Raw genomic sequence first — 25,629 nt, forward strand, 5'->3', positions numbered from 1 at the left:
TGACTACGCCCCACGGTAAAGGATTCAAGCGGAAACGGTATTATTCCACCCCCTCGGCGCGCAACTCCTGGGCCAGCGACTCCCAGCCTTTGCGCCCCATCAGGGCGTAGGTGTACTCCTTGCCCAGTTCCACCCCCGGCTGGTCGAAGGCGTTGATGTTCCACAGCTCGCCCAGGAAGGCGGTCTGCCACATCAGGTGTTGCAGCAGCCAGCCCAGGTGATAGGCGTCGAGTTTTTCCAGGGTGAGGGTGTAGTTGGGCTGGCCGGCTTTAGCCAGGGCGTGGGCGGTGGCTTTGGCCTCGGCGTCCAAGAGCTCGAAGAAGCTCTTGCCGAAGAGGTAGTCGAGGGCCTCGAGCCCCCGCACCGCGGGAATTTCCAGATCCTCGCTGGGACTCAGCAGGCGCACAAAATTGATGAGTTTGTCGTGCGGCCCCTCCCGGAAAAGCTGCACCTGGGCGTGCTGGTCGGTAGTGCCGATGGCCCGCACCGCGGTGGTGCCGGTGCGCACCTCCTGGCCGGCCCGGTCGCGCATCTTGCCCAGCGACTCGTCGTGCAGTTGCACAAACCAGTCGGGCAGGTAGCGCAGGCGGGTGGAATAAGGCATGAACACCACGATGTTTTTGCCCCTTTGGCTGTACAGGTGATTAATCAGAGCGGTCTGGGCCGGCAGGTTGTGCTCGAGGGCCGCCCTGGCCTGTTCGTTGGCCTTGCGGGCCCCGGCCAGCAGGTTTTCCAGCTCGACCCCGGCAAACGCCAGCGGCAGGGTGCCCACCGGACAGGTGACGCTAAAACGCCCGCCCACCGCGGGGGGCACCTCGAAGGTGGCTAGCCCCTCGGCCTGGGCGTAGGGGCGCAGGATGCCTTTGGCGGGGTCGGTGGTGACCACCACGTGCTTTTTCCAGTCGGCCACACCCAGCTCGAGCCACTGCCGGAACACCAGAAAGGCTGCCATGGTCTCGGCAGTGGAGCCCGACTTGGAGATGACGTTGACCAGGGTTTTATGAGGCTCGAGGGTGCGAAGCAAGCTGAGAATGGGCTCAGGTTCGACATTGTCCACAAAATGCAGGCGCACCGGGCCTTTACCCAGGGCCGCGGCCACCGCCTGGGCCCCCAGGGCCGAGCCCCCAATGCCCAGCACCACCAGGTCTTCGACCCAGGCATTGGCCTCGCGGTAGCGCAACACCCGCCGTAGGGTCTCGGTGTCTTCGGGCACGTCAATCCAGCCTAGAAACTCAGCAGGGTTGGATTTGCGCTGCCAGAGTGCATCGCGGGCCGCCTCTAGAAACTGGGCGTGGGCCGCCAGGGCCCCAGGCCAGTCCAGGCCCTGTTCGCCCAGGCGTTTGGAAAGTACATTGGTCAGATCCAGTCGCAACATATGACCAGTTTACCGTGGAGTTCGTGCGCATGCAGCGTAAAATGCTAAACTTAGAAAAGCATCTAAGGGGCTGACTATTTGCAACCCCGGAACCTTGATATGATCAAGCCTACCCAGCCCATCGCGGTGCCCCTATCGCCCACAGCGCATTCTGACGTAGAGGCCTTGTGGCAACAGCTCGAGCCTCACCTGCACTACCTGCCGGCTGCGGCCAAAACCCAGGTGCGGGAGGCCCTCGAGTTCGCCTACACCGCCCACCAGGGCCAGCAGCGCAAGAGCGGCGAACCTTACATTGTTCACCCGGTCGCGGTCGCGCAAATTTTGGCCGAGCTGGGCCTGGATGTCGAGACCTTACTGGCCGGGCTCCTGCACGACACCATCGAGGACACCGATGTGCGGCCCGAGGATATTGAAGAGCGCTTTGGGATCGCGGTACGAAAAATTGTGGAGGGCGAGACCAAGGTCTCCAAGCTCTACAAGCTGGCCCATGCCACCCAGGAAGATAAGCACGCCGAGGAAAAGCACGCCGAAGACCTGCGCCAGATGTTTATTGCCATGGCCGAGGACGTGCGGATTATCATCGTCAAGCTGGCCGACCGGCTGCACAACCTGCGCACCCTGGAGTTTATGCCCCCCCACAAGCAGCAGCGCATTGCCCGCGAAACCCTGGAGATTTATGCGCCGCTGGCGCACCGGCTGGGGATTGGTCAGGTCAAGCTCGAGCTCGAAGACCTTTCCTTCCGCTACCTTGACCCCGAGAACTACCAGGCCCTCGAGGCCCGCCTCAAAAGCCACCGGGCCGAGCGCGAGGCCGCGGTGCAGGCCGCTAAAGAAAAGCTCGAGCAAGCCCTGGCCCGCGACTTCATCCTCAAGCAGTCAGTCAAGAAAGTCGAGGTCACAGGCCGTACCAAGCACCTGTTCTCCATCTGGAAGAAGATGGAACGGGAGGGTAAAACCATCGAGCAAATTTACGACCTGCTGGCCTTACGGGTCGTATTAGAACCACGGCCAGGCCAGGATGCCGAAGAAAACGCCCTGCGCGAGAAGCAGGTTTGTTATCACGTACTGGGCCTGGTGCATGCTCTGTGGCAGCCCATCCCGGGCCGGGTCAAGGACTATATCGCAGTGCCCAAGCCCAATGGCTACCAGTCGCTGCACACCACGGTTATCGCCGTCAACGGGCTGCCGCTGGAGGTGCAGATTCGCACCAAGGAAATGCACCGCGTCGCCGAGTTTGGCGTCGCCGCTCACTGGCTCTACAAGGAAGGCGTGACCGACCCCGAAGACCTTCGCCGACGGGTAGGCTGGCTCAAAAGCATCCAGGACTGGCAGCAGGAATACAGCAGCTCGCGCGATTTTGTCGAGGCCGTGACCAAAGAGCTGCTGGGGGATCGGGTTTTTGTTTTCACCCCCAAAGGCAAGATCATCAACCTGCCCAAGGGCTCGAGCCCGGTGGACTTTGCCTACCACATCCACACCGAGGTGGGTCACCATATGGTGGGGGCTAAGGTCAACGGACGCATTGTGCCCCTGAGCTACGAACTGCAAAACGGCGAAATTGTAGAGATTCTCACCGCTAAAACCGCTCACCCCTCCAAGGACTGGATCGACTACGCCAAAACCCGTTCGGCCAAGCAGAAAATCCGTATGTACTTCCGGGCCTTTGAACGGGCCGAGACCCTGGAAAAAGGCGTGCGGATGCTAGAAAAGTACTTCAAGCGGCGGGGCCTACCCCGGCCCCTGGAGAGCCAGCTCGAGGAGGTGGGACGCAAGCTCCTCAAAAGCTCGTCACCGGAAGACCTCTACGCCGCCATCGCCACTGGGCGGGTAGCACCCCAGCAAGTTGCCCGCATCCTGGCCCCCAAAAGCGAAACCGCCATCACCAAGCCCAAGCCTGCCAAAAACGAGTTGGGCATTCGTTTAGAGTCCAACCTCAACGTCCCCATCAAGCTGGCCAGTTGCTGTGAGCCTGCCAAGGGTGATGCCATTCTGGGCTACATCACCCGGGGGCGGGGGGTCACGATTCACAAAGCAGGCTGCCCCAACATGCGCCGGCTGATGGAGCACGACTCCGGGCGGGTCGTGCCGGCCTACTGGGAAGGGCTGGGCCGGGTGATGCAGCTCGAGGTGCTGGCCGACGACCGGGCTGGTTTGCTGCGCGACATCATGGATGCCATTGCCTGGATGGGCAAAAGCGCCATGGGCGTAAACTCGAGCCCCACCTCGCCGCTTTCTTCGCTATTTCGCATCAGCACTCGCATAGACCTCAGCGAAAGTGAGCAAAAAACGCTTGATGAACGTTTGCGCAGCGTGCCCAATGTGCGCTCAGTGAGCTGGTCCCAGGTGTTATAGGGCCCGTACTCAAAGGATTTCGCAGCCAGTTGGCATGGATGGCACACCCAGCATGAGTCCCCTTCTGGCCCTACCCATCGCTTTTGGAGTCGGGCTGCTGGCCGAGCGGATGGGCTGGCTCAGGCCGGGAGCTGCCTGGGCTGCTGCGCTGGTGGGAGGTCTGCCCATGTGGGCTGGAGGGATTCCAGCAGCCCTGGCCGTGCTCTTCTTTGTGGCTCTGGGCAGCCTTGCTAGTCGCTGGAATCAGCGTAGCCAAGACCGCTCGGGCCGCACAGCCTTTCAGGTGCTGGCCAACGGGTTTCCTGCTGCTTTGGGCCTTGCCCTGGGGTCGCCTGCGTTCTTTCTCGCAGCGCTGGCCACCGCAGCCGCGGATACCCTGGCAACTGAGCTGGGTAGCCGCAGTCGATGGGCCTGGCATCCCTTAAAAGGCCGGGTGAAAAGCGGAACCAACGCCGCCATCAGCGGGCCGGGTACCTTGGCCCTGCTTGGCGGGGCACTGCTGTTTGTGCCCTGGGCAGCCTGGCTCGAGGTACCCATCGCGGGAGTAGTGCTTGGAGGCATCGCCGGAGCCCTGGCCGATACTCTGCTTGGTTTGTGTGAAGACCGCTGGGCCTGGTGGAGCAACGACCTGACCAATCTGCTGGCCACCACGTTGGGCGGGCTGGTTGGTGTGTGCTTACCCTGGGTGTTCGCGGCTTAAGAAATGCTAAACTTTTAGGGCTTTTATTTGCACTACCATGACTGTGGATATTGCTTACCGCATTATCGGCCATTTGAAGACCTATGAGGCACCCCCTGAACACGCATAAAATGCCCTTTACTGGAATCCCATACGTCTGTTCGGGTAGGCTTGCATAGTGGTGGAACGATGCGCGGTCTTCTACTAGCCTTCGTACTGGCGCTCGCACCGCTGCCCAATCTCCCGTTTATCCCTTCCGGGAGTGAGATCCGGGTGGTGTCTCCAGATTTGCTCACGGTATATGTGGTCTGGCAGGTAGAAGAGCGCAACCTGGTTTTACAAAGCAAGCTGCCCGCGCCCGCCAATCGGGAGGTGCGGGTGCTGTTCCGGGTGGATGGAGGCTACCGCCCGCCATACAATGGGATCACGACCCCTAGGGGGGATATTGCCCTGCTGGTTCAAGGGGAGCGTGTTAGCCTTAATGAGCTGTTGACCCGCACATATCGCCTGAATCTGCCCAATGGGCGTGTCTTGCCGGAGGTTCGATGAAACGCATTTTGCTAATTGAAGACGACCCCGAAATTGCTCACCTCTTGCAGCTCGAGCTGGGCGAGGCTGGCTACACCGTGGACTGGGCCTCGGGCGGCATGTCCGGCCTGGTGCGCCTACGCGAAGCCGTACCCGATCTGGTCATCCTCGACCTGGGTCTACCCGACCTGGACGGCGGTGAGGTAGCCCGGCGCATTCGGGCAGGCTACGAAGTGCCCATCATTGTCCTGACCGCTGCCGACGCAGTCGAGCGCAAGGTCAGCCTGCTCTCCGACGGGGCCGACGACTACATCGTCAAGCCTTTTCATCCTGCCGAGCTACTGGCCCGTATCCAGGTGCAGTTACGCCACCGGGAGGGGGGCGAACAGATTAGCGTAGGAGGCCTGGAGGTATATCTCACCAAACGGCAGGTCTTGTTTGAAGGACAGGAACTGCGCCTTTCGCCCAAGGAATTCGAGCTGTTGTCGCTTTTGGTAAGCCGTGCGGGCAAGGTGTTCAGTCGGCAGGAGATCGAAGAACATCTGTGGGGAAGGCAGCTCGAGCGCGACTCCAACGTAGTGGATGTCCATATTGCCAACCTGCGCTCCAAACTGCGTGAAGTCGGTGCTTACGGCTACCTGCGCACCGTGCGCGGGGTAGGTTATGCCCTGCGGCAACGCGAGGCAGAGTAGGTCTGGTTTTGCAAGGCCCTCGCCTTGGTGGTGCACCCGGCTCATAACTCCCCTTAGCCCTCCGACCCACCCGCCTTTATGTCCTTCCGCACCCGTCTGATACTGGCCTATACGATTCTGTGGGTGCTGATTCTGGTTCTGACCCTGAGCATCGCGGTCTACAGCATCAACTTTGGTCTGTACGGGCAGGTCGAGCGTACGCTATTGCGCTACGTCAACGAGGTGGCTTTGCTGTATGCCTCAGGCCGCGCTGGGGAGATTAGCCTGCCACGCTCCGGCCCGGTAAGCGTTAGCTTCTACAGTAGCGGTGGGCAGCTTCTGGTAGCGCCCACCCCCGATTTCGAGCATAAAGTGCCCAAAAACTATATACGTTCCGCCAGCAGTACCGCCAAACCCTACTATGCCCCCACCTTTATGGCCGCCTACCAGGCCATACCGGGGGCGGTGGTGGTGGTCAGTCAGGACACTCGTTACATTGAGAGCATCTCGGCCACCGTACGCAATACCCTGATCCAGGGGATGGCTTTTTTATTGCCTTTAGGAGCTCTTCTGATTGTGTTGGCGGCCCAGGTTTCGCTTATTCCGCTACACCGCGCAGCCTCGGAGGTGGACAAGCGCGGCCCGCGCAACCTCGAGCCCATTCACTACACCGGCCCCAAGGACGACCTGGGGGTGATGATAGAAAAGGTCAACGACCTGCTGGGCGAGCTGCGCGAGGCCCAGGCGCGCGAACGAGCCTTCCTGGCCGAGGTCTCGCACGAACTGCGTACCCCCTTAACCTCGCTCAATGGCTACCTCGAGCGCCTCAGCCGCAACCCTAGCGATACCGAGATGCTCGAGCGCGCTCGCAAAATTGCGGCCCACACCGCGCGTATGGTGCAAGATTTGCTAGCCCTGGCCCGTGGCGAGGCCGAACGGAGCGTAAACCCCCATATTGTCAACCTGGGCGAGCTTCTCCGTCAGGCGGTAGAGGAGTATCCGGGGGTAACACTCAAGATTCCCCCCGAGTTCCCCGAGGTGCTGGGCGATCCCGACCGCCTGCTGCAACTGGCCCGCAACCTGATTGCCAATGCCGTACGGGCCGCAGGCGCTCCCGAAAAAGTGCAGGTGCGGGTCTGGATGGTCAAGGAACCCACCGACAACCCTCCCGACCCCTACGAGTCTGCCGACGAACTGCGCACCACCTCCACCCCCGAGATGACGCCCCCCAAGCAGCCCTGGGCCGCCTTTGCAGTGGTGGATCGGGGGCCGGGCATCGCCCCCGAGGTACTGCCGCGCCTGTTTACCCGCTTTGCCCGCGGCCCCGAAGGCGGTACCGGGCTGGGCCTGGCCATCGCCAAGCAGATTGCCGAAGCCCACGGGGGCGAAATTCGTGTAGCCAGCCGTCCCGGCGAGACCCGCTTTACGGTGTTTTTACCGCTTCTGATGGAAGAAGAATAGTTTTTGTTTGCATCCCTTCGCAAACTTTCGTATGCTTTCGCTATGCCCTCCCTCGAGGCCACCTTCCGTCACCAGGAAATCCTGGAGAAGCTGCACCGGGATGGCCGGGCCGAGGTGCGCAAGCTGGCCCAGCACTTTGGCGTCTCAGCCGTTACCATCCGCGCCGACCTGGAGTATCTGGAACAGCAGGGGCTATTGCGCCGTACCCGCGGGGGTGCTGTACCAGCAGAAACCAAACGCTTCGAGCTTCCCCTGGAAGAAACCCGCCAGGTGCATGCTAAAGAGAAGGAGCGCATCGGCAATTACGCTGCCGGCCTGGTGCGCGACGGCGAGACCATCATTCTGGACGTGGGCAGCACCACCACCGAGTTGGCCAAGGCCCTCTCGCCCTCGCTCAAAAACGTGGTGGTTATCACCAGCGGCCTCAACATTGCTTTGCTGCTGGAGTCGCACCCTGGCATTACGGTAATCGTCACGGGCGGTACGCTACGGCCTTTGCAGCACTCGCTGGTCAACCCCTACGGCACCCTGTTGTTGCGCGAAATCAACGCCGACAAAGCCTTTATCGGTTGCAACGGAGTGCACCCCGACAAAGGCTTTACCAACACCAACCTGCAAGAGGCCGAAATCAAGCGGGCCATGATCGAGGCGGCCCGCGAGATTATCGTATTAGCCGATCACAGCAAGATCATGCAGGTCGCTGCCGCCCGTATTGGGCCGCTGGAGGCAGCCAACCTGCTCGTCACCGACCGCAAGGCCAAAAAGGAGGATCTCGAGCTATTACGGCAGCGGGGGCTCGAGGTTGCGGTAGGTCGGTAAACACACTGTTAAAAGGATTTGTTTCGCAACCTTTCGCAAGTGTTCATAACTATTGACAAGCTTTGGGCCCTGCCCTTAGACTCCGCTTGAACCTTGACGGGGAAAAAGCTTCCTGTGTATCCAGGTGGTTTTACTATGTGGTGTACCCCCGAAAAGGCTGGTGTCTAAGGAGGGTTATATGAAGCGTTTACTGGTTTTAGGAGCAGCCCTGGCTCTCACAGTGGCCTCGGCCCAATCTATACAGGGGAACCCCAACCTGCGCGGCGAGATCACCGTGTGGAGCTGGGACATTGCAGCCAAGGCCCTGGAGGCTAACATCCCCGGCTTCAACAAGCTCTTCCCCAACGTGAAGGTCAAGGTGCTGGACATCGGCAACCAGGCCACCTACGACCGCGGCCTGGCCGGCTGTGCTGCCGGCGGGGGCGACCTGCCCGACGTCTATTCCGTCGAGAACAACGAGGCCGAGGTGTTCTGGGCCCGCTTCCCCAACTGCTTTACCGACCTGAACACCCTGCAGCCCGCTGCCTCTACCCTGCGCAACCAGTTCCCTGCCTTCAAGTGGACCGAACTCACCGTAGGCAACAAGGTCTTCGCCATGCCCTGGGACTCCGGCCCGGTGGTCATGTTCTACCGGCGCGACATCTACAGCCAGGCCGGCGTCAACCCGGCTACCATCCGCACCTGGGACGACTTTATTGCAGCTGGCAAGAAAATTGCTGCAGCCACCAACAACCGCGTCAAAGTAGGGGTCATTGCCAACGGTCAGGACGACGAATGGTTCCGTATGCTGGCCAACCAGAACAGCTGCTTCTACTTCAACAACGAGGCCAATGCCGTAACGGTGAACCAGCCCGGCTGTGTGACTGCGCTCGAGACCGTCAAGAAGCTGATTGACGCCGGTATCGTGATGCAAGGCGGCTGGAACGAGCAGATTCAGGCCTTCAAGGCCGGCACCGTAGCCACCAGCATGTTCGGGGCCTGGTACGAAGGCACCATCCGCTCCAACGCCCCCGAGCAGAGCGGCAAGTGGGGCGTGTACCCAATGCCCGCTTCCCGTCCCGGTGGGGTGCGCGCCGCCAACCTGGGTGGCTCAGCCCTGGCCATTCCCGCCTCCTCGCGCAATAAGGAAGCCGCCTGGGCCTTTGTCCGCTACGCTCTGGGCACCACCGAGGGCCAGGTGACCATGCTCAAGGAATATGGCCTGGTGCCCTCGCTGCTGGCCGCCACCCGCGATCCCTACGTGGCCCAGCCCCAGCCCTACTGGGGCAACCAGCGCATCTGGCAGGTGATCCTGGGCACCCTGGGCAACGTGCCGGCGGCCCGAGGCACCCAGTTCTTCCAGGAAGCCCGCGCCATTATGGTCAAGACCCAGGCCGACTACGTAGCCGGGCGCTTCCCGAACGCCAAAGCGGCCCTTGATGCCGCCGCCCAGCAGATCTCGCAGGCCACCGGTCTGCCCATCGCACGCTAAAACCACTTTGGGGGTGGGGGCTGCCCCACCCCCTCGCTTTTACAACAGTAGAATCGTTTTGGAGCCTCCCGTGAGGTGCAATATACCCAGACTTTTGACCTGGAGGACGCGTGAAACGTAGCGCGACCCCCTACCTTTTTTTACTGCCCTACCTGGCGATTTTCGCTTTGTTCTGGGCCTGGCCCATCCTCGAGTCGCTGCTTTTGTCGTTCCAGAACACCCGGGTCTCCCCCCCGGTCTGGAACCTAAGCATCAACTGGGGCCGCATCCTGGGCGATGCCGCCTTTTGGGACGCCCTGCGCAACACGGTTTTGATTCTGGTAATCCAGGTGCCCCTGATGCTGGCCCTGGCCACCGCGCTGGCCGTTGCGCTGAACTCGCAATTGTTGCGGGTCAAGGGGTTTTTTCGCTTCGCTTTCTTTGCGCCGGTGGTGGTGGGAGCGGTGGCCTACTCGGCGGTGTTCCGTCTGCTTTTCAACCAAAACGGCGCGGTTAATGCGTTCACGGGCCTCGAGCTCAACTGGATTTTCGACCCCGTGGGGGCCATGGCGGTCATCATCATCACCCTGACCTGGCGCTGGACCGGCTACAACGCCATCATCATCCTGGCCGGCCTGCAAAGCATCCCCAAGGATCTCTACGAGGCCGCCGAGATAGACGGGGCCAGCCCCTGGCAGCAGTTCTGGCGCATCACCGTACCCAGCCTGCGCCCGGTTTTGCTATTTTGCCTGGTGCTCTCCATTATCGGAACCCTGCAGCTCTTCACCGAGCCCTGGCTCATCACCAACGGCGGCCCCGGCACCGCCACCACCACCCTGGGGGTCTACCTCTACCGCCAGGGCTTCCAGAACATCAACTTCGGCTACGCCTCCACCATCGCCTACGCCATCACCCTGCTGGCGCTGGTCTTCTCCATCATCCAGCTTCGGCTTTTTGGGAGGGAATCATGAAACGGCGGCTCTGGTGGCGCAGCTTCTGGCTGCACCTGTTCCTGACCCCCCTGGCCCTTTTGTGGCTGGCCCCTTTGTGGCTGATGTTCGTCTTCTCGACCCACCCCGAGATCGCCATCTTCAGCACCCCCACCCCCATCCTGCCGGGCAACCAGTTTGCCGCCAACCTGCAAAGCCTGCAGGCCGACACCAACTTCCTGCGCTCTTTGTTCAACAGCGTGATGGTGGCCGGCATCTACACGGTGCTCTCCATCTTCCTGACCAGCCTGGCCGGGTACGCCTTTGCGCGTTTTGAGTTCTGGGGCAAGGGCCTGCTGTTCTCCCTGGTGATCGCCACCCTGACCATCCCCTACTTTGCGGTGGTGATCCCCCAGTTTATTCTGGTGGCCCGCGAGGCCAAAACCCTGCTGGCAATTCTGATTGGGATGGCAGTGTTTGGCGGTATCGCGGCCCTGCTAGCCTGGCTCCGCTTCTCGCCCACCCTGGGGCGGGCGCTGTGGGTGGGGTATGCGGTGGCGGCCCTGGCCTACCTCTTCCTGGGGGTGCCGGCGCTGCGCGAGGCCATGACCTTCGACTTCCGCCTCACCAACACCTGGTGGGCGGTGATTCTGCCCTCACTGGCCAACAGCCTGGGAGTGTTTTTCATGCGGCAAAACTTCCTCAGCGTTCCCATGAGCCTGCTGGAAGCCGCCCGCATAGACGGGGCCGGGGAGTTTCGCATCTTCTTCCGGATAGCCCTGCCGCTGGTGCTCCCGGCCATGGCTGCCCTGGCCATCATCCTCTTTCTGGCCTCCTGGAACGACTACCTGTGGCCTTTGCTGGTGCTCTCGGATCGGGAGATGCAGACCGCCCCGGTGGCGCTGGGCTCGCTGATTGGGCTGACGCGGGTCTCGTGGGGGGGCATCATGGTGGGGGCGGTCATGACCACCCTGCCGTTTCTGGTGCTGTTCCTGTTCCTGCAGCGCTACTTTATTGCGGGCATTACCGCGGGAGGGGTGAAGGATTGATATGCACCCTGTGCTAGGTAGGCTGTTCCGCACTCTACAAAGCCCACCAGCGGTTGGGATTCCTTCGGTAAAGGTTGAGCCCTCGAGCCCATTCCCCCTTCTGCGCAGCCTCGCGCTTTACCCTGAACTATGTTAGGCGTCTGCTACTACCCCGAACACTGGCCCCGCGAACGCTGGGCCGAAGATGCCCGGCGCATGCGCGCGCTGGGCCTGGCCTACGTGCGCATTGGCGAGTTTGCCTGGAGCGCCATAGAGCCCGACCCTGGCCGCTTTACCTGGGACTGGCTGGATGCGGCCATCGAGACCCTGGGCAAAGCCGGCCTCAAGGTGGTGCTGGGCACCCCCACCGCCACCCCCCCCAAGTGGCTCATCGACCAGCACCCTGATATCCTGGCCTACGATATCCAGGGACGGCCCCGCAAGTTTGGCTCCCGCCGGCACTACAGCTTTAGCAGCCGGGTTTACCTCGAGGAGGCCCGCCGTATCGTGACCCTGCTGGCCCAGCGCTACGGCCCCAACCCCTTGGTGGCCGGCTGGCAGACCGATAACGAGTACGGCTGCCACGACACCACCCGCAGCTACGGCCCCGAAGACCTGCGGGCCTTCCGGCTGTGGCTACAGGCCCGCTACGGCAGCATCGAGGCCCTCAACCAGGCCTGGGGCAACGCCTTCTGGAGCATGACCTACCGGGCTTTTGGCGAGATCGACCTGCCCAACCAGACCGTTACCGAGGCCAACCCTTCGCACTGGCTGGATTTTTACCGCTTTAGCTCGGATCAGGTGGCCGCCTTCAACCGTATGCAGACCGAAGTCCTGCGGCAGTATGCCCCCGAGAAGTTCATCGTGCACAACTTTATGGGCTACACCCCAGACTTCGACCACTTCAAGCTGGCCCAGGATCTGGATATCGCCGGCTGGGACAGCTACCCCCTGGGCTTTACCGATATGGACGTGCTGCCCTGCACAACGGAGGAAAAGCTCCGCTACGCCCACACCGGCCACCCCGATATGGCCGCCTTCCACCACGATCTCTACCGCGGGGTCAAGCCGCGCTGGTGGGTGATGGAGCAGCAGCCGGGGCCGGTCAACTGGGCCCACCACAACCCCTCCCCGGCCCCCGGTATGGTGCGGCTGTGGACCTGGGAGGCCCTGGCCCACGGGGCCGAGGTGGTGAGCTACTTCCGCTGGCGGCAGTTTCCCCAGGCCCAGGAGCAGTTCCACGCCGGACTCAACCGGCCCGATTTCGAGCCCGACCTGGGCTTTTTCGAGGCCCAGCAGGTGGCTCAGGAGCTTGGCCGGCTGTCCCTGCCCCAAAGCACCCCGGCCCCCGTGGCCCTGGTCTTCGACTACGAGGCCGACTGGGTTTTCCGCATCCAGCCGCAGGGCCAGGAGTTTGTGTACCGCGACCTGGTCTGGCATTTCTATCAGGCCCTGCGCAGCCTGGGGCTGGACGTGGATGTGGTGCCTCCGGGAGCCCGCCTGCACCCCTACCGGCTGGTGGTGGTGCCCAGCCTGCCCATCCTGCACGAAGCGGCCCTGCAGGCCTTCAAAGAGGCCCCTGGCGCGGTGGTCTTCGGGCCGCGCACCGGCTCCAAAACCGAGGCCCTGGGCATACCGGCCCAGCTACCCCCCGGCGCTTTGCAGGCGCTGCTGCCCCTCAAGGTAACCCGGGTGGAAAGCTGGCGCCCCGGCCTGAGCGAAACCCTCACCTGGCAGGGCCGGCCCTGGCCGGTGGGGGTCTGGAAGGAGTGGGTCGAGTCCAGCCTCACCCCGGTCGCCGCCTTTGCCGATGGCAGGGGGGCCATCTACCAGCACCACCACCGGCACTACCTGGCCTTCTGGCCAGGCCGGGAGTTTCTGCAAAGCTATCTGGCCGAGGTGGCCCAGGGCCTGGGCTTGGCGATCCAGCCCCTGCCCGAGGGTTTACGCATGCGGCGGCGGGGGCCCTGGGTGTTTGCCTTCAACTACACCGACCGACCCCAGGCCGCCCCAACCCCCCCAGGCGCCCGGTTCATTTTGGGCGGCCCCACCGTGGCCCCTTATGATTTGAGCATCTGGGTTGAGGAGTAAGGCTGTGCAGATTCAGGGCTACGAGTTCAGCATCAGCGCGGGGCGGCTCGAGGAAACCCTGGGCGGCTATCTGCTGAGCGGCAAAACCGTGCAGATCGGCCATCCCTTCGGGCGCACGCTCTACTTCAAGCACGGCTGGCAGAGCTGGAGCGAGGCCGGCTGGGTAAGCCTGAGAGAGAACCCCAAGCCCATCCAGCCCCCCGAGCGGCGGCCTCAGTGCGACGACCCAGCCTACGCCCTCTCACCGGTGCACGGCGGCAGCGGCCTGGGGGGCCTCGAGGGCCACGACGGACGGATGCTCTTCCTGGGGGCTCTGCGTCCGGGGGCGCGCGTAGAGGCCGACCGCCTCTACTTGAAGGGTACCTGCGACCACGAGACCCAGTGGTTTGTGGCCTACGGCGAACAGCAGCAGGTGCTGGCCCGCTACGCCGAGCTGCTGGCCAACACCCTGGGCGTCCGGGGCCAGCAGCCCGCCCCCCGGGTCTGGTGTAGCTGGTACAGCTATTACAGCGATATCTCGGAAAGCAAGATGCTGGAGACCATCGCCGGCTTGCAGGGCCTGCCCTTCGAGGTGTTTCAGCTCGACGACGGCTGGCAGCAAAACATGGGCGACTGGGAGCCCAACCACAAGTTCCGCTCGGGCATGAGCACCATCGCCCTGCGGGCCCAGAGCCAGGGCCTGACCCCCGGCCTCTGGCTGGCCCCCTTTATTGCCCGGCCCAGCTCCAGCCTGTTCAAGGAACACCCCGACTGGTTCTTGCGCGACGAGCAGGGCGAGCTGGTCTCGGCGGGCAGCAACTGGGGCGGCTACTACGCGCTGGACGTGACCCTGCCAGCCGTACAAAACTGGCTGCAGAGCCTGATCCAGAAGGTGCGGGGCTGGGGCTACCGCTACTTGAAGCTGGATTTCCTGTTTGCAGCGGCCCTGCCTGGCAAGAGGCATAGCGGAGCCTCGAGGGAGGAGGCCTACCGCGAAGCGCTCCGCCTCATCCGCGAGGCCGCCGGCGACGATGTGTACATTCTGGCCTGCGGGGCCCCCATCATCGCCTCGCTGGGCCTGGTGGATGGGCTGCGCATTGGGCCGGACGTGGCCCCTTACTGGGACAACGAAGACCGGCGGGTGTACCTGCACGACCCCACCGGCCCCGCGGCCTACAACGCCCTGCGCACCAGCCTGCACCGCCTCTGGCTGAAGCCGCTGGTGCACACCGACCCCGACGTGGCCTACTTCCGCACCCGCTACAACCTGCTCACCCCGGCCCAGCGCGCGGTGTTGCAGGACCTGGCCCTGGTTGCGGGCTTCAAGGCCACCTCCGACCCCCCCGAGTGGCTGGACGGCGAGGAGCGGGAAGGGCTCAAGGAGTGGCTCGAGGCCAGCCCCTCCATCCTCCAGACCGGCCCCTACACCTTCAAGATTGGCGAGCGTGAAGTGGATTTCTCGAGCTGGCTGGAAATCTAGCCCCGCTTCGCGCCTTGAGACCCTCGAGGAGACCATGCATAAGCGTGTATATGTGAAAAAAGACGGCCGGATGCTGTACCTGTACGGCCTGAAGCCCCACACCCTGCCGGCGCTCGAGGAGGGCGAAAACACCGGGCAGGCCCAGTCCCATGCCCGCTGGCACCCCCTGCGGCAGGAGTGGGTGGTGTTTGCCGCCAGCCGCCAGGGGCGTACCTTCCTGCCCCCCAAGGAGTACGACCCCCTGGCCCCCAGCAAGCCCGGTGGCTTCCCCACCGAGATTCCCTTCGAAGACTTCGAGATCGCCGTCTTCCAGAACCGCTGGCCCTCCCTCTCCCCCCACGCTGGGGCGCCGCCCGAGGGCCTGGTCATCCCTACCCGCGACGCCCAGGGCGACTGCGAGGTGGTGGTGTATACCCCCGAGCACAGCGGCAGCCTGGCCTCTTTAAGCCCCGAGCGGCGCGAGCTGCTGGTGCGGGTCTGGGCCGACCGCTACCGCGAGCTGTACGCCCGCCCCCCGATCCAGTACGTGATGCCCTTCGAGAACCGGGGCGAGCAGATGGGGGTCACGCTGCACCACCCCCACGGGCAAATTTACGCCTACCCCTGGGTTCCACCCATTCTGCAAAAGGAGCACGAGGCCTTCCAGAAAAGCCCGGTGCTGCTCAACCTGCTGCCGCACCTGGGGCCCTACACGGTGCTGGAAGATGCGCACGTGCTGGCCTGCATTCCGCCTTTTGCCCGCTACCCGTACGAGGTGCTGCTCTTCCCCAAGCAGTTCCGCCCCGGCCTGTGGGCCTTTACCGAGGAAGAGATACGCAGTTTCGCCAGGGCGCTGGGCCAGGTGGTGCAGAAGCTGGACAACCTGTTCCAGAAGCCCATGCCCTACGTGATGGCCCTGCACGCCGCCCCCAAAGGCGCCGAGGATGTCTTCCACTTCCACGTGGAGTTCTACCCGGCCCTGCGCACCGCCGACAAGCTCAAGTACCTGGCCGGCACCGAGCTGGCCGCCGGCACCTTTGCCATGGATGCCCTGCCCGAGGAGACCGCGCGGGTGCTGCGCGAGGTGGCGATCTGAGCGCGGCCCCTGGCCTACCCTGGATTTTTTATGAGCGTGCGTAACACAAAAGCGATAGCCTGAGGTATGAACGATTCTGCACTCACCCGACTGCGGGCCTGGATGGAAGGCCAGGGTTTTGCGCGCTTTTTTGTACAGCAGCCCGAGAACTTCGCCTGGCTCACCGGCGGCGACAACACCGTGGTCACCTTTCGCTCAGTAGCAGCCTGGCTCGAGGTCACCCCCAACGGCGTGCGGCTCCACGCCTCGCAGATCGAGGCCGGGCGGCTCCTGGACGAGGAGGTGCCGGGCCTCGAGGTCGTGCGCTACCCCTGGTACAGCCCGCCCGCCCCTCAGGGGCCCAGCGACAGCGAGCACGACCTCACCCCTTTGCGCCTGGTGCTCTCACCGGAAGAACAGGCCCGCTACCGCGCCCTGGGCCGGGATGCCGCGGCGGCCCTGGGCGAGAGCCTCCGCTTCGCCGACCCCGGCTGGAGCGAGTACGAGCTGGCCGGGGCCATCAGCGAGGAACTCCTGTCCAAGGGCATCCAGCCCCTGGTGTTGCTGGTCGCCGGCGAGGAACGGCTCTTCCGCTACCGCCACCCCATCCCCAAACAACGTCCCTTGGGGCGGCTGTTTATGGGGGTGATCTGCGGGCGGCGGCACGGCCTTATCGCCAACGTGAGCCGCCTGCGTAGCTTTGGTCACCCGGAGGCCCAGCGCCTCAACCAGCAGGTCTGCCAGATCGAAGCCGCCGCCCTCGAGGCCTCGAGGCCCGGCGCAACCCTGGGCGAGGCGCTGGAAAGCATCCGCGCGGCCTACCAGGCCATCGGCCAGCCCCAGGAGTTTGAAAACCATCACCAGGGCGGCCTGACCGGCTACCGCAGCCGCGAGGTGCTGGCCCGGCCCGGCAACCCCACCCGGCTCGAGCCCGGCATGGCCCTGGCCTGGAACCCCAGCCTGCCCGGCGCCAAGGTCGAGGATACCTTTTTGCTCGGCGAAACCGGCCTGGAAAACCTCACCTTCGATCCGGCCTGGCCCAGCGCACAAGTCAACGGGCGCCTGCGTCCGATGGTGCTCGAGGGCTAATGGAAAAACCCAAGACCCTGTTTCCTGCTCCATCCTGATCCGACTATGTTCAAAGACCTCTTTGGCAGCGAACCCAGCGTATCCGTCTCGGCCCCGGGCCGCGTCAACCTGCTGGGCGAGCACACCGACTACAACGGGGGGTTTGTCTTCCCCACCCCCCTCCCCTACCAGACCTATATCGAAGCCGCCCCCGCCGAGGGGCTCGAGGCCTACGCCGAGAACTTTCAGGAGCATAAAAGCCGTGGGCTGGAGGTGGGCCGGCAGGGGGACTGGCTGGATTACCTCGCGGGCTGCGTGTGGGCTCTGCGCCAGCAGGGGTATGCCGTGCCGGGCCTGCGGGCCTACATCCGCAGCGAGGTGCCCATGAGCGGGGGGCTCTCGAGCTCGGCGGCGCTGGAAGTGGCCACCCTGCGGGCCCTGCGCGCCCTCTATGGCCTTCCCCTCGACGACGTGCAGATCGCCCGGCTGGCCCAGCAGGCCGAGGTGGCGTATGTGGGGGTGCGCTGCGGCATCATGGATCAGATGGCCTCGTCGGTGGGGCGGCTGGGGTACGGGCTGTTCCTGGATACCCAGAGCCTCGAGACCCGGCTGGTGCCCCTGCCGCCAGGCTACCGGGTGGCCGTGGTGGACTCGTCGGTGCCGCGCCGCCTGGCCGAGTCAGGCTACAACACCCGCCGCGCCGAGTGCGAGCAGGCCTGCGCGCTCCTGGGGGTGCCGTCGTTGCGCGCACTTTCCCCTGCCGACCTCCCCCGCCTCGAGGCCCTGCCCGAGCCCCTGAAGCGCCGGGCCCGCCACGTGGTCACCGAGAACCAGCGCGTGCTGGAAGGGGTAGCGGCCTTAGAGCAGGGCGATATCCAGCGCTTCGGCGAGCTGATGATAGCCTCGCACCGCTCACTGCGCGACGATTACGAGGTCTCGATCCCCGAGCTCGACCGGCTGGTGGAGGCCGAGCTGCGCCACGGGGCCGCGGGGGCCCGCCTGACCGGGGCCGGCTTTGGCGGCTCGACGGTGGCCTTGGTCGAGGAGTCTAAATACGAAGATTTCAAAAAGGGCGTCTTGCAGGACTACCCCAGGGCGCGGTTCTTTTGAGCTCGAGCCCCTCCGGTATAATCCCCACCATGGCCGAGCTTCCCCCCATCCTGGCGGTGTTCGCCCACCCCGACGACGAGGCCTTTCCCACCGGCGGCACCCTGGCCCACTACGCGCGGCGGGGGCATCCGGTCTACCTGGCCTGTGCCACCCGGGGCGAGGCGGGGCAGCTCAAAGACCCCACCCTCACCGTGGAGGATATGGGCGCATGGCGCACCCAGGAGCTCGAGGCCTCCTGCCAGGCCCTGGGCCTCCAGCCCCCCATCTTTCTGGGCTACCGCGACTCCGGGCGCAACGAGCGGCTGCGCCGCGACGACCCCCAGGCCCTCCACAACGCCAACCTGTGGGAGGTGGAGGCCAAAATCCGCGAGCTTATAGCCGAGCTTCAACCCAGAATCCTGATTACCTTCGACCCCCACGGGGGTTACGGGCACCCCGACCACCTGGTCGTGCACCGTGCCGCCACCGCCGCGTTTTTTTCCTCGGGCCACCTGCCCAACCCCCCAGCACGCCTTTTCTACAGCGTCTTCACCAGCGAATACGCCGCCGCCATGCAGCAAAGCGGCCAGGCCAACAGCATCCTGGGTGGCCTCGACCCCCAGGTCTTCGGCGTAGCCGAAAACACCCTGGCGGTGCGGATGAACGTGCAGGCCTACCTACCCCAAAAGCGAGCGGCCATCGCCGCCCACCGCTCGCAGTTCGCCGACCGCATCCAGGCCATGAACGCCACCCTCGATCGCCAAGCCCTCATGGAGCAGCTGATCTCGGTGGAAACCTTCGCTCTGGGTGGAACCCGCGGCCCCATCCCGCGCTGGCCCTTGCAGGACTTGTTCGAAGGCCTGTAATACCGGTTCCGCTTGAATCCTTCACCTTTGATTACGCCCAAAGGTGAAGGATTCGAGCCGACCGAAGGGAGTAGGAGTGCATTCCGGCAGTATCGTTTAGGCTTTCTAAAGTGAACAATACTGCCAGAATACGTATAAAGCGTTCAGGCTTTGGGCACCTCAGGCACAAAACCCTCGCCCAGCGGCAAGGAGCGAATCTCCTCCGGGGTAATCTGGTACCTCTCAGCGCACCAGTGGCACTGCACCTCGGCCCCCCCGTCCTGCTCGATCATTTCTTCGCGCTCCTGTGGCGAAAAGTAGACCAGGGCGTTTAGGGCCCGTTCCCGGCTACAGCGGCAGCGGAAGGCCAGGGGGATATACCCTTTACGGAAGCCCACCGCGCTCAGGTCGGTGGGGTCATAGCCCAGGCCCTCCAACAAGGTCTCGACGGTGCCCTCGAGGCCCCTCTCCAGCAACAGGTCGGTAATACCGGTGCGGCCCTGCAGGTTTTGCTCGAGCCTACCGATCACCTCGTCGGGGCAGCCCGGCAATACCTGAATCGCCACACCCCCCGCGACCTGTACCTCACCCTGTCCGTGCACCCGCACCCCCAGCAGCACCGCCGAGGGGATTTGCTCCGACTGCCACAGGTAGCGGGCCAGATCTTCGGCCACTTCGCCGCTCACCAGCTCCACGCTGGACTGATAGAGTTCTTCGTTGGACAGAAGCCGGTCTACCTTGAGTTCGCCCCTGCCGATGGCCGCACCCACATCGAGTTTGCCATCGGGGCGCAAAGGAGGGTTGGCCTGGGGGTTTTTGACATAGCCCCGTACAAACCCATCCGGCGCGGCTTCCACCACCGGCCCACCCAGCGGCCCATCGCCCACAAACTGCAGACCAATCCGCTCCTTGGGGGTTTTTGAGAGCAGAAAGGTCAGCAGCAATACTCCACTCATAGCCCGGCCCAGTGCTGCAGTGGCAGTGGGCGAAAGTTGGTGACGCTCACGGGCTTCCTCGACAATATCGGTGGTCTCCACGGCCAGCACCCGCAGGTTTCCCTCGGCAGCCAGCCCACGAATCAAACGACCCATAACTCTCCGATTGTAGCAGCAGCACCACTGGTAAAAGGGTGCTGGTTCAGGGTTTGACGCTCGTCCCCATTCAAGCAGTTATTGTGAAGTGTTGCTCTAGAATCCTCTGACATCTTTCGAGTATCCTGAGCTACATGAACCTCGACTCCCCGCGCATCCTGGTACTCAATGCTGGGTATGAGCCCCTGGGTTTAGCCAGCGTCAAGCGGGCCGTCATCCTGGTCATGAACGGAACCGCCGAAATGGTCGAGGAAAGCGGCGAATACCTACGAACTCCCAGTACCCCCTACCCCATCCCCAGCATCATCCGCCTCAAACGCCTTGTTCGCCGCCCTCCGGGGCGGCTTGCGCTTAACCGGCGCAACATCCTCCGCCGTGATGCCTACACCTGCCAATACTGCGGCAAGCGTGGGGGCGACCTCACAGTGGATCACGTTTTTCCCAAAAGCCGAGGAGGCCGCAGCATCTGGGAAAACCTGGTAACCGCCTGTCGTCCCTGCAATCTCAAAAAGAAAAACCGCACCCCCGAAGAAGCTGGGATGCGCCTGGCCCGCCGCCCCATCGCACCGCGTCACAGCCTGCTGCTGGTGGCCGACCTACCCCACCTGCCCGAGGCCTGGCGCATGTATCTGCCCGATATAGACCCCCACCGCTAACCCAAAGCCCGCCCGACTCGCGCCACCCGTGGGTGGCGCGATTAGCTTGGGGCGGTATAGGCCGCCGCTACGCGGATAGCTTCGGTTGGGCTAGTTTGCCCTCGAAGGGCGACATACTAACTGAATCTGGTATCGCAGGTAGCCTCAATCCAGACCTTCTAACGGCTATCAACCCGCTCGTATACCCGGACGTAGTCCACCAGCATACGCTGGGGAAAGCGCGTACTGGCGTCGGGCACACCCGGCCAGCCACCGCCCACAGCCAGATTGAGGATGATGAAGAAAGGCTGGTCGAAAACCCAGCGGGCATCTTCGGGTAGGTCGGCGGGGGTGCGGGTCTGGTAGTGGACGCCATCTACGTACCAGCGCAGCGCTCCTGGCTCCCACTCGAGGGCAAAAACATGAAACTTATCGGCAAAATCGGCCGCAAGGGTGTAAGACTTACTGATGCCCTCGCCGCCCGAGTAGCCCGGGCCGTGAATGGTGCCGTGCACCGTGCGCGGCTCGCGTCCGATGTGTTCCATGATGTCAATCTCGCCGCAATTGGGCCACCTCACCGCGCCAAAGTTGCTGCCCAGCATCCAGAACGCAGGCCAGAGCCCCTGCCCACGCGGAAGCTTGATGCGGGCCTCGAAGCGCCCATAGCGCTGTTCAAACTTGCCGCGGGTGTTGATGCGGGCCGAGGTGTAGCGGCAGGGGCCGTACCAGCAGCGTGCACCGGGTAGGCGCTGCTCGAGCGCAGTAATCACCAGGTTGCGCCCATCGTGCACGGCGTTGAGGGTGGATTCGGTGTATAGCTGCAACTCGCTGTTGCCCCAGCCCCAGCCCCCGGTTTCAACGTTCCACTTGCTGCGATCTACCGGGCTACCCAGAGGTAGGTTGAACTCATCGGCCCAGACCAGCCGCCAGCCCGGCAGATCCTGGGCCAGGCCGCCCGAGAGTACCATCAGGAAAAGGATCAGTGATTTGAACAAGTGCGGTTTCAAAGTTTTCACCTCTTTCACTAAAACCAGCCCTTCAAACGCCTCCAGCAGTCGGGATCACATCGGTTACTCGAGCCCCCGGTAGACAAAGTAGTCGAAGTCGGCGTGCAGGCGCGCCCCGCTCAAGTCCTGGGCACACAGCCCGATAAAGGTACCGGTAAAGCCCAGCCCCCGGCAGTGGTCGTCGGAGAGTTTGTAGGCGGGAAAACGCAGGGGAAGCTCGCTCCAGTCCAGGCCGTTGGCCGAGTAAGCAAAACCAAAGGTATCCCGCTCGTATCGAACCTTGAGGTAGACCCTTTGCCACCCCTCAATCACCAGCTCCCGATCCAGCGGTTCGTCGTAGTGGCCGTTGTCGCAGGTCAGCACGCTGAGGGTTTTGCCCAGTGCTTCGTCGCGGCTCACCCGCAGGTAGACCCAGTTGCCGGTGTCGTAGTAGCAGACCAGCCCGGCCATCTGCTGGAAGTGCTGGGGTTCGAACTCCAGCGCGGTCTCGGCCTCGGCGTAAAAGTGTTGCAGGCGGCGGGCTACCAGGCTCTGGCGGTGGCGCGAGCTGAGCGACTCCCGGCCAAAAAGGCGCAGGTAGCCGGGGCGCTCGGTGAGCGAAAGCCAGGAAGGGTCGGGGGGGTGGCGCAGGGTCTGGAAGTGGAGGCTCAGGGTTGGCGCTTCGAAATCGTCGCGCTCGGGTTCCTGGGGCCAGGGGTGGGGGGGGAGGGCCGGGGCTTCCACCTCCAGGGCCGGGGTATTGCTCCCGTGCCAGAGGCGGGGCCAGCCATCCGGGCTCCAGCGGATCTTTTGCAAGGCCGTCTCGCGGCCCAGCGGGCAGTGGCGGCGCAGGGCCTGGGGAGGCTCGAGGGGGCGCCCAACCAGGTGGGCCATGTACCACTCCCCCTGGGGGGTCTGTACCAGTGAGGCGTGGCCGGCTTTTTGCAGGGGCAGCTCGGGGTGGCCTCGAGCGGTCAGGGTGGGGTAGCAGGGATCCACCTCGTAGGGCCCCTCAATGCGCCGCGAACGGGCCACCGTCACCGCGTGGGCGTAGGTCGTGCCGCCTTCGGCCACCACCAGGTAGTACCAGCCGTCCTTCTTGTACAGGTGCGGCCCCTCGGTCACGCCCAGGGGGGTTCCCCGGAAGATGTTGTGCACCGGCCCCACCAGCCGCTTTTGCTGGGGGTCGTACTCTTGCAGCAGGATGCCAGCAAAGGCGTTGCGGCCCTTGCGGTGATCCCAGAGCATGTTCAAGAGCCATTTGCGCCCGTCCTCGTCGTGGAAGAGCGAGGGGTCGAAGCCCGAGGAATTGAGGTACACCGGCTCCGACCAGGGGCCTTCGATGCTTGGAGCGGTCACCAGGTAGTTGTGCGCGTCCTTGAAGACCTCGCCGTTGCCCCAGGTTTTCACGTCGGTGTAGATGAGGTAGAACTGCGCCCCATCGTGGCTCAGGCAGGGGGCCCAGATGCCCCCGGAGTCGGGGTTGCCCAGCATCTCGAGCTGCGAGGTACGGGTCAGGGCGTAGCCGATGGGCCGCCAGTGCACCAGGTCGCGCGAGTGGTGCAGCCGCACCCCCGGCCACCACTCGAAGGTGGAGGTGGCGATGAAGTAGTCGCCCCCCACCCGCAGAATCGAGGGGTCGGGGTGAAAGCCCCGCAGGATGGGGTTGAGAATCTGGGTCATGGGCTGACTACCGCCTCCCGCAGAAAATCCCGGAACCAGTAGCCGCTGGCCTTGATGCGGCGACGCTGGCTGGAGAAGTCTACGTACACCAGCCCAAAGCGCTTGGCGTAGCCCTCGGCCCACTCGAAGTTATCGAGGAGGCTCCAGGCAAAGTAGCCCTTCAGGGGCGCGCCGTGCCGCAGGGCTTCCAGGCAGAGGGCCAGGTGGCGCTGGAAGTAGCGGGTGCGCTCGAGGTCGTGAATCTCCCCATCGTCGGCGATGACATCGCGGTAGGCCGCCCCGTTCTCGGTGATGTAGATGGCTTTGGGGCGGTACTCCCGGGCCAGCCGTATGAGCAGGTCGTAGATTCCCTCGGGGTACACCTCCCAGTCCATATCGGTATGCTCCTCGCCGGCCCGCACATACTGGAAGCGGTAGGGCTCGAGGCTGCTATTGCGCACCACGGCGCGGGAGTAGTAGTTGATCCCCAGGAAGTCGGTGGGCACGGCAATTGTTGCCAGATCGTCGCCCTGCACGGGCGGGGTTTCGCCGTAGAGGGCCAGCATGTCCGCGGGGTATCCAAAGCCGTACAGCGGATCCAGGTACCAGCGGTTCTGGAAACCGTCGAAGCGGCGGGCGGCGGCCACATCGGCGGGGTCTGGGGAGGCCGGGTAGCCGGGCGACAGATTAAGGGTAATCCCCACCTGGGCGCCCGATACATTCTGGCGGATCACCGGCACGGCCAGCCCATGGGCCAGCAGCAGGTGGTGCGAGGCCCATATCGAGTGCTTAAAGTTCTGCCGGCCCGGCGCATGGATGCCGGCGTGGTAGCCCAGGTACGCCGAGCACCAGGGCTCGTTGAGGGTAATCCAGTGCTTGACCCGATCCCCCAGGTGCCGGGTTACCAGATCGGCGTATTCGGCGAAAGCGTAGGCTGTCTCCCGGCTCGGCCAGCCGCCCTGATCCTCCAGGGGCTGGGGCAGATCCCAGTGGTAGAGGGTAGCCCAGGGGGTAATACCCTGCTCCAGCAGGGCGTCCACCAGCCGGTTGTAAAAGTCCAGGCCCCTGGGGTTTACCCTCCCCCGGCCCTCGGGCAGGATGCGCGGCCAGGCCACCGAGAACCGGTAGGCGTTCACCCCCAGTTCTTTCATCAGGGCGATGTCCTCCGGGTAGCGGTGGTAGTGGTCGCAGGCCACATCCCCGTGGTCGCCGCCTCTGGTTTTGCCGGGGGTATGGCTGAAGGTATCCCAGATGCTGGGCCCCCGTCCGTCTTCGGATACCGCGCCCTCGATCTGATAGGCGGAGGTCGCCGTGCCCCAGATGAAGTTGGCGGGGAAATCGCTTCGTTTCATAGGTCTCCTTAAGGTTGTTGTAAGGTGCGCTGGAGGGCAAAGTAGGCCGGCTTGGGTTGGTAATCTACGTCGAAGATGAGGGGCTCGCTGGCCCCCCGCCAGGAGTGGGCATCGGTAAAGCCCCACAGGGTGAAGACCTTGCAGCGGGGCTGGCGCAGGCAGACTTGCAGCACTTCGCGGTACACCTGGGCCTGTTTCTCGAGCCGTTCGGCTCTGGAGCCGGTACTACCCAGCCGCACGTCCATCTCGGTGATGTGAATTTCCAGTCCGAGCTGGGCGAAGCGCTCGAGGTTCTCGGCCATCCGCACCTGCCTGGGGGAGAAGCTCGAGTCCACGTGCACCTGGAAGCCCACCCCATCCACCGGCGCCCCCTTTGCTTTGAGGTCCTTCAGGAGCGCGTAGATGGCGTCCGACTTGGCCCCCAGGCCCTCGGCCCCGTAGTCGTTGTAGAACAGCTTGGCGCTGGGGTCGGCTGCACGGGCCAGCCGAAAGGCTTTTTCCAGGTAGCCGGGCAGCGCATCGAAGGGCGTCGAGCGCAGCCGGGCGTCGTCGCCGATCGCCTCGTTTACCACATCCCAGTAGGCGATTTGGCCGCGGTAGCGCCCCACCACGGTGCGGATGTGATCGCTCAGGATGGCCTCCATCTCGGCCGGGGTAAAACTGCCGTACATCCAGCGGGGCAGTTGCTGGTGCCAGACCAGGGTATGCCCCCGCACCGCCTGCCGGTTCCTCTGGGCGAAGTTCAGAAGCAGGTCGGCAGCGGCGAAGTTGTACTCACCTCGAGCGGTCTGCAGGGCCCCCCACTTCATCACGTTCTCGGCCACCACCAGGTTGAACTCTCGAGCCAGCACCTGGGCGTACTGGGGTTCCTGCAGCAACAAACTTGGTTCTACGGCTGCTCCAATCTGAATTTTTCGTGCTTCTGCCAGGTTACGCAGCGGCGGGCCGGGCTGGGCCAACACCAACAACCCCAGGGAAAACCCAAGAAAAACCCAACTAGACATA

The 25,629-nt window shown here is 63.8% G+C and carries 22 protein-coding genes; 16 read left to right on the forward strand and 6 right to left on the reverse strand.

Annotated elements, in window-relative coordinates:
• Nucleotides 1-40 precede the first annotated feature (40 nt).
• Nucleotides 41-1,375: a glucose-6-phosphate isomerase gene (locus Q0X18_RS12605; RefSeq protein ID WP_297563149.1), complete on the reverse strand. Its 1,335-nt coding sequence runs from the start codon at nt 1,373-1,375 to the stop codon at nt 41-43.
• Between the two features lie 99 nt (nt 1,376-1,474).
• On the opposite strand from Q0X18_RS12605, the gene Q0X18_RS12610 reads away from it, so the two are divergent.
• The 15 genes from Q0X18_RS12610 to Q0X18_RS12680 all read left to right on the forward strand — a co-directional run bounded on the left by Q0X18_RS12610 (nt 1,475) and on the right by Q0X18_RS12680 (nt 18,919).
• On the forward strand, nt 1,475-3,727 hold the full coding sequence (locus tag Q0X18_RS12610) for a bifunctional (p)ppGpp synthetase/guanosine-3',5'-bis(diphosphate) 3'-pyrophosphohydrolase (RefSeq protein WP_297563150.1): 2,253 nt from the start codon (nt 1,475-1,477) through the stop codon (nt 3,725-3,727).
• Between the two features lie 52 nt (nt 3,728-3,779).
• Nucleotides 3,780-4,427, forward strand: a complete 648-nt coding sequence (locus tag Q0X18_RS12615; RefSeq protein ID WP_297563152.1) for a DUF92 domain-containing protein — start codon at nt 3,780-3,782, stop codon at nt 4,425-4,427.
• A 168-nt stretch (nt 4,428-4,595) separates the two neighbouring features.
• Nucleotides 4,596-4,955: a hypothetical protein gene (locus Q0X18_RS12620; RefSeq protein WP_297563154.1), complete on the forward strand. Its 360-nt coding sequence runs from the start codon at nt 4,596-4,598 to the stop codon at nt 4,953-4,955.
• On the forward strand, nt 4,952-5,626 hold the full coding sequence (locus Q0X18_RS12625) for a response regulator transcription factor (protein ID WP_297563155.1): 675 nt from the start codon (nt 4,952-4,954) through the stop codon (nt 5,624-5,626). Before Q0X18_RS12620 ends, Q0X18_RS12625 begins: the two co-directional genes overlap by 4 nt.
• A 78-nt stretch (nt 5,627-5,704) precedes the next feature.
• Nucleotides 5,705-7,066: a cell wall metabolism sensor histidine kinase WalK gene (locus tag Q0X18_RS12630; protein ID WP_297563156.1), complete on the forward strand. Its 1,362-nt coding sequence runs from the start codon at nt 5,705-5,707 to the stop codon at nt 7,064-7,066.
• Between the two features lie 42 nt (nt 7,067-7,108).
• Nucleotides 7,109-7,885 carry a DeoR/GlpR family DNA-binding transcription regulator gene (locus tag Q0X18_RS12635; RefSeq protein ID WP_297563157.1) on the forward strand — a complete coding sequence of 259 codons (777 nt, stop codon included), beginning with the start codon at nt 7,109-7,111 and terminating at the stop codon, nt 7,883-7,885.
• Between the two features lie 178 nt (nt 7,886-8,063).
• On the forward strand, nt 8,064-9,356 hold the full coding sequence (locus Q0X18_RS12640) for an ABC transporter substrate-binding protein (RefSeq protein ID WP_297563158.1): 1,293 nt from the start codon (nt 8,064-8,066) through the stop codon (nt 9,354-9,356).
• Nucleotides 9,357-9,466: 110 nt separating this feature from the next.
• Nucleotides 9,467-10,306 (forward strand): carbohydrate ABC transporter permease, encoded by an 840-nt coding sequence (locus tag Q0X18_RS12645; RefSeq protein WP_297563160.1) that lies wholly within the window; start codon nt 9,467-9,469, stop codon nt 10,304-10,306.
• Complete coding sequence (locus Q0X18_RS12650) at nt 10,303-11,313, forward strand: carbohydrate ABC transporter permease (RefSeq protein WP_297563161.1); 1,011 nt, start codon at nt 10,303-10,305, stop codon at nt 11,311-11,313. The genes Q0X18_RS12645 and Q0X18_RS12650 overlap by 4 nt, the downstream gene beginning before the upstream one ends.
• A 129-nt stretch (nt 11,314-11,442) precedes the next feature.
• A complete protein-coding gene (locus Q0X18_RS12655) occupies nt 11,443-13,383 on the forward strand; it encodes a beta-galactosidase (RefSeq protein WP_297563162.1) in 1,941 nt (646 codons plus the stop codon).
• A 4-nt stretch (nt 13,384-13,387) separates the two neighbouring features.
• The gene (locus Q0X18_RS12660; protein WP_297563163.1) at nt 13,388-14,842 is read left to right on the forward strand and encodes a glycoside hydrolase family 36 protein; all 1,455 of its coding nucleotides are present in this window, start codon (nt 13,388-13,390) and stop codon (nt 14,840-14,842) included.
• Between the two features lie 34 nt (nt 14,843-14,876).
• Complete coding sequence (gene galT, locus Q0X18_RS12665; RefSeq protein WP_297563165.1) at nt 14,877-15,917, forward strand: galactose-1-phosphate uridylyltransferase; 1,041 nt, start codon at nt 14,877-14,879, stop codon at nt 15,915-15,917.
• A gap of 66 nt (nt 15,918-15,983) precedes the next feature.
• On the forward strand, nt 15,984-16,985 hold the full coding sequence (locus Q0X18_RS12670) for a Xaa-Pro peptidase family protein (protein WP_297563166.1): 1,002 nt from the start codon (nt 15,984-15,986) through the stop codon (nt 16,983-16,985).
• Nucleotides 16,986-17,030: 45 nt separating this feature from the next.
• A complete protein-coding gene (gene galK / locus Q0X18_RS12675; RefSeq protein ID WP_297563167.1) occupies nt 17,031-18,074 on the forward strand; it encodes a galactokinase in 1,044 nt (347 codons plus the stop codon).
• A gap of 29 nt (nt 18,075-18,103) precedes the next feature.
• Nucleotides 18,104-18,919, forward strand: a complete 816-nt coding sequence (locus tag Q0X18_RS12680) for a PIG-L deacetylase family protein (RefSeq protein ID WP_297563168.1) — start codon at nt 18,104-18,106, stop codon at nt 18,917-18,919.
• 143 nt (nt 18,920-19,062) lie between these two features.
• Here Q0X18_RS12680 and hslO read toward each other — a convergent pair whose 3' ends face one another.
• Nucleotides 19,063-19,989 (reverse strand): Hsp33 family molecular chaperone HslO, encoded by a 927-nt coding sequence (gene hslO, locus Q0X18_RS12685; RefSeq protein ID WP_297563169.1) that lies wholly within the window; start codon nt 19,987-19,989, stop codon nt 19,063-19,065.
• 134 nt (nt 19,990-20,123) lie between these two features.
• On the opposite strand from hslO, the gene Q0X18_RS12690 reads away from it, so the two are divergent.
• Nucleotides 20,124-20,645: an HNH endonuclease gene (locus tag Q0X18_RS12690; protein WP_297563170.1), complete on the forward strand. Its 522-nt coding sequence runs from the start codon at nt 20,124-20,126 to the stop codon at nt 20,643-20,645.
• A 158-nt stretch (nt 20,646-20,803) separates the two neighbouring features.
• On the opposite strand, the gene Q0X18_RS12695 is transcribed toward Q0X18_RS12690, so the two are convergent.
• The 4 genes from Q0X18_RS12695 to Q0X18_RS12710 all read right to left on the reverse strand — a co-directional run bounded on the left by Q0X18_RS12695 (nt 20,804) and on the right by Q0X18_RS12710 (nt 25,628).
• Nucleotides 20,804-21,592 (reverse strand): glycoside hydrolase family 16 protein, encoded by a 789-nt coding sequence (locus Q0X18_RS12695; RefSeq protein ID WP_297563171.1) that lies wholly within the window; start codon nt 21,590-21,592, stop codon nt 20,804-20,806.
• A 102-nt stretch (nt 21,593-21,694) separates the two neighbouring features.
• Nucleotides 21,695-23,293, reverse strand: coding sequence for a glycoside hydrolase family 43 protein (locus Q0X18_RS12700; protein WP_297563173.1), 1,599 nt, complete (start codon nt 23,291-23,293; stop codon nt 21,695-21,697).
• Nucleotides 23,290-24,624, reverse strand: a complete 1,335-nt coding sequence (locus Q0X18_RS12705; protein WP_297563174.1) for a GH1 family beta-glucosidase — start codon at nt 24,622-24,624, stop codon at nt 23,290-23,292. The genes Q0X18_RS12700 and Q0X18_RS12705 overlap by 4 nt, the downstream gene beginning before the upstream one ends.
• 8 nt (nt 24,625-24,632) lie before the next feature.
• The gene (locus Q0X18_RS12710) at nt 24,633-25,628 is read right to left on the reverse strand and encodes an endo-1,4-beta-xylanase (protein WP_297563175.1); all 996 of its coding nucleotides are present in this window, start codon (nt 25,626-25,628) and stop codon (nt 24,633-24,635) included.
• Nucleotide 25,629 lies beyond the last annotated feature (1 nt).

The sequence above is a fragment of the Meiothermus sp. genome (assembly GCF_026004075.1).
Taxonomy (GTDB): Bacteria; Deinococcota; Deinococci; order Deinococcales; family Thermaceae; genus Meiothermus.

Excerpts from the sequence above, each read along its gene's own strand:
- hslO (WP_297563169.1), bottom strand. The coding sequence starts at position 19,989 with ATGGGTCGTTTGATTCGTGGGCTGGCTGCCGAGGGAAACCTGCGGGTG.
- galK (WP_297563167.1), top strand. The coding sequence starts at position 17,031 with ATGTTCAAAGACCTCTTTGGCAGCGAACCCAGCGTATCCGTCTCGGCC.
- Q0X18_RS12605 (WP_297563149.1), bottom strand. The coding sequence starts at position 1,375 with ATGTTGCGACTGGATCTGACCAATGTACTTTCCAAACGCCTGGGCGAA.
- Q0X18_RS12620 (WP_297563154.1), top strand. The coding sequence starts at position 4,596 with ATGCGCGGTCTTCTACTAGCCTTCGTACTGGCGCTCGCACCGCTGCCC.
- Q0X18_RS12705 (WP_297563174.1), bottom strand. The coding sequence starts at position 24,624 with ATGAAACGAAGCGATTTCCCCGCCAACTTCATCTGGGGCACGGCGACC.
- Q0X18_RS12650 (WP_297563161.1), top strand. The coding sequence starts at position 10,303 with ATGAAACGGCGGCTCTGGTGGCGCAGCTTCTGGCTGCACCTGTTCCTG.
- Q0X18_RS12655 (WP_297563162.1), top strand. The coding sequence starts at position 11,443 with ATGTTAGGCGTCTGCTACTACCCCGAACACTGGCCCCGCGAACGCTGG.
- Q0X18_RS12625 (WP_297563155.1), top strand. The coding sequence starts at position 4,952 with ATGAAACGCATTTTGCTAATTGAAGACGACCCCGAAATTGCTCACCTC.
- Q0X18_RS12695 (WP_297563171.1), bottom strand. The coding sequence starts at position 21,592 with ATGGTACTCTCGGGCGGCCTGGCCCAGGATCTGCCGGGCTGGCGGCTG.
- Q0X18_RS12670 (WP_297563166.1), top strand. The coding sequence starts at position 15,984 with ATGAACGATTCTGCACTCACCCGACTGCGGGCCTGGATGGAAGGCCAG.
- Q0X18_RS12640 (WP_297563158.1), top strand. The coding sequence starts at position 8,064 with ATGAAGCGTTTACTGGTTTTAGGAGCAGCCCTGGCTCTCACAGTGGCC.
- Q0X18_RS12700 (WP_297563173.1), bottom strand. The coding sequence starts at position 23,293 with ATGACCCAGATTCTCAACCCCATCCTGCGGGGCTTTCACCCCGACCCC.
- Q0X18_RS12610 (WP_297563150.1), top strand. The coding sequence starts at position 1,475 with ATGATCAAGCCTACCCAGCCCATCGCGGTGCCCCTATCGCCCACAGCG.
- Q0X18_RS12635 (WP_297563157.1), top strand. The coding sequence starts at position 7,109 with ATGCCCTCCCTCGAGGCCACCTTCCGTCACCAGGAAATCCTGGAGAAG.
- Q0X18_RS12630 (WP_297563156.1), top strand. The coding sequence starts at position 5,705 with ATGTCCTTCCGCACCCGTCTGATACTGGCCTATACGATTCTGTGGGTG.
- Q0X18_RS12680 (WP_297563168.1), top strand. The coding sequence starts at position 18,104 with ATGGCCGAGCTTCCCCCCATCCTGGCGGTGTTCGCCCACCCCGACGAC.
- Q0X18_RS12690 (WP_297563170.1), top strand. The coding sequence starts at position 20,124 with ATGAACCTCGACTCCCCGCGCATCCTGGTACTCAATGCTGGGTATGAG.
- Q0X18_RS12710 (WP_297563175.1), bottom strand. The coding sequence starts at position 25,628 with ATGTCTAGTTGGGTTTTTCTTGGGTTTTCCCTGGGGTTGTTGGTGTTG.
- Q0X18_RS12615 (WP_297563152.1), top strand. The coding sequence starts at position 3,780 with ATGAGTCCCCTTCTGGCCCTACCCATCGCTTTTGGAGTCGGGCTGCTG.
- galT (WP_297563165.1), top strand. The coding sequence starts at position 14,877 with ATGCATAAGCGTGTATATGTGAAAAAAGACGGCCGGATGCTGTACCTG.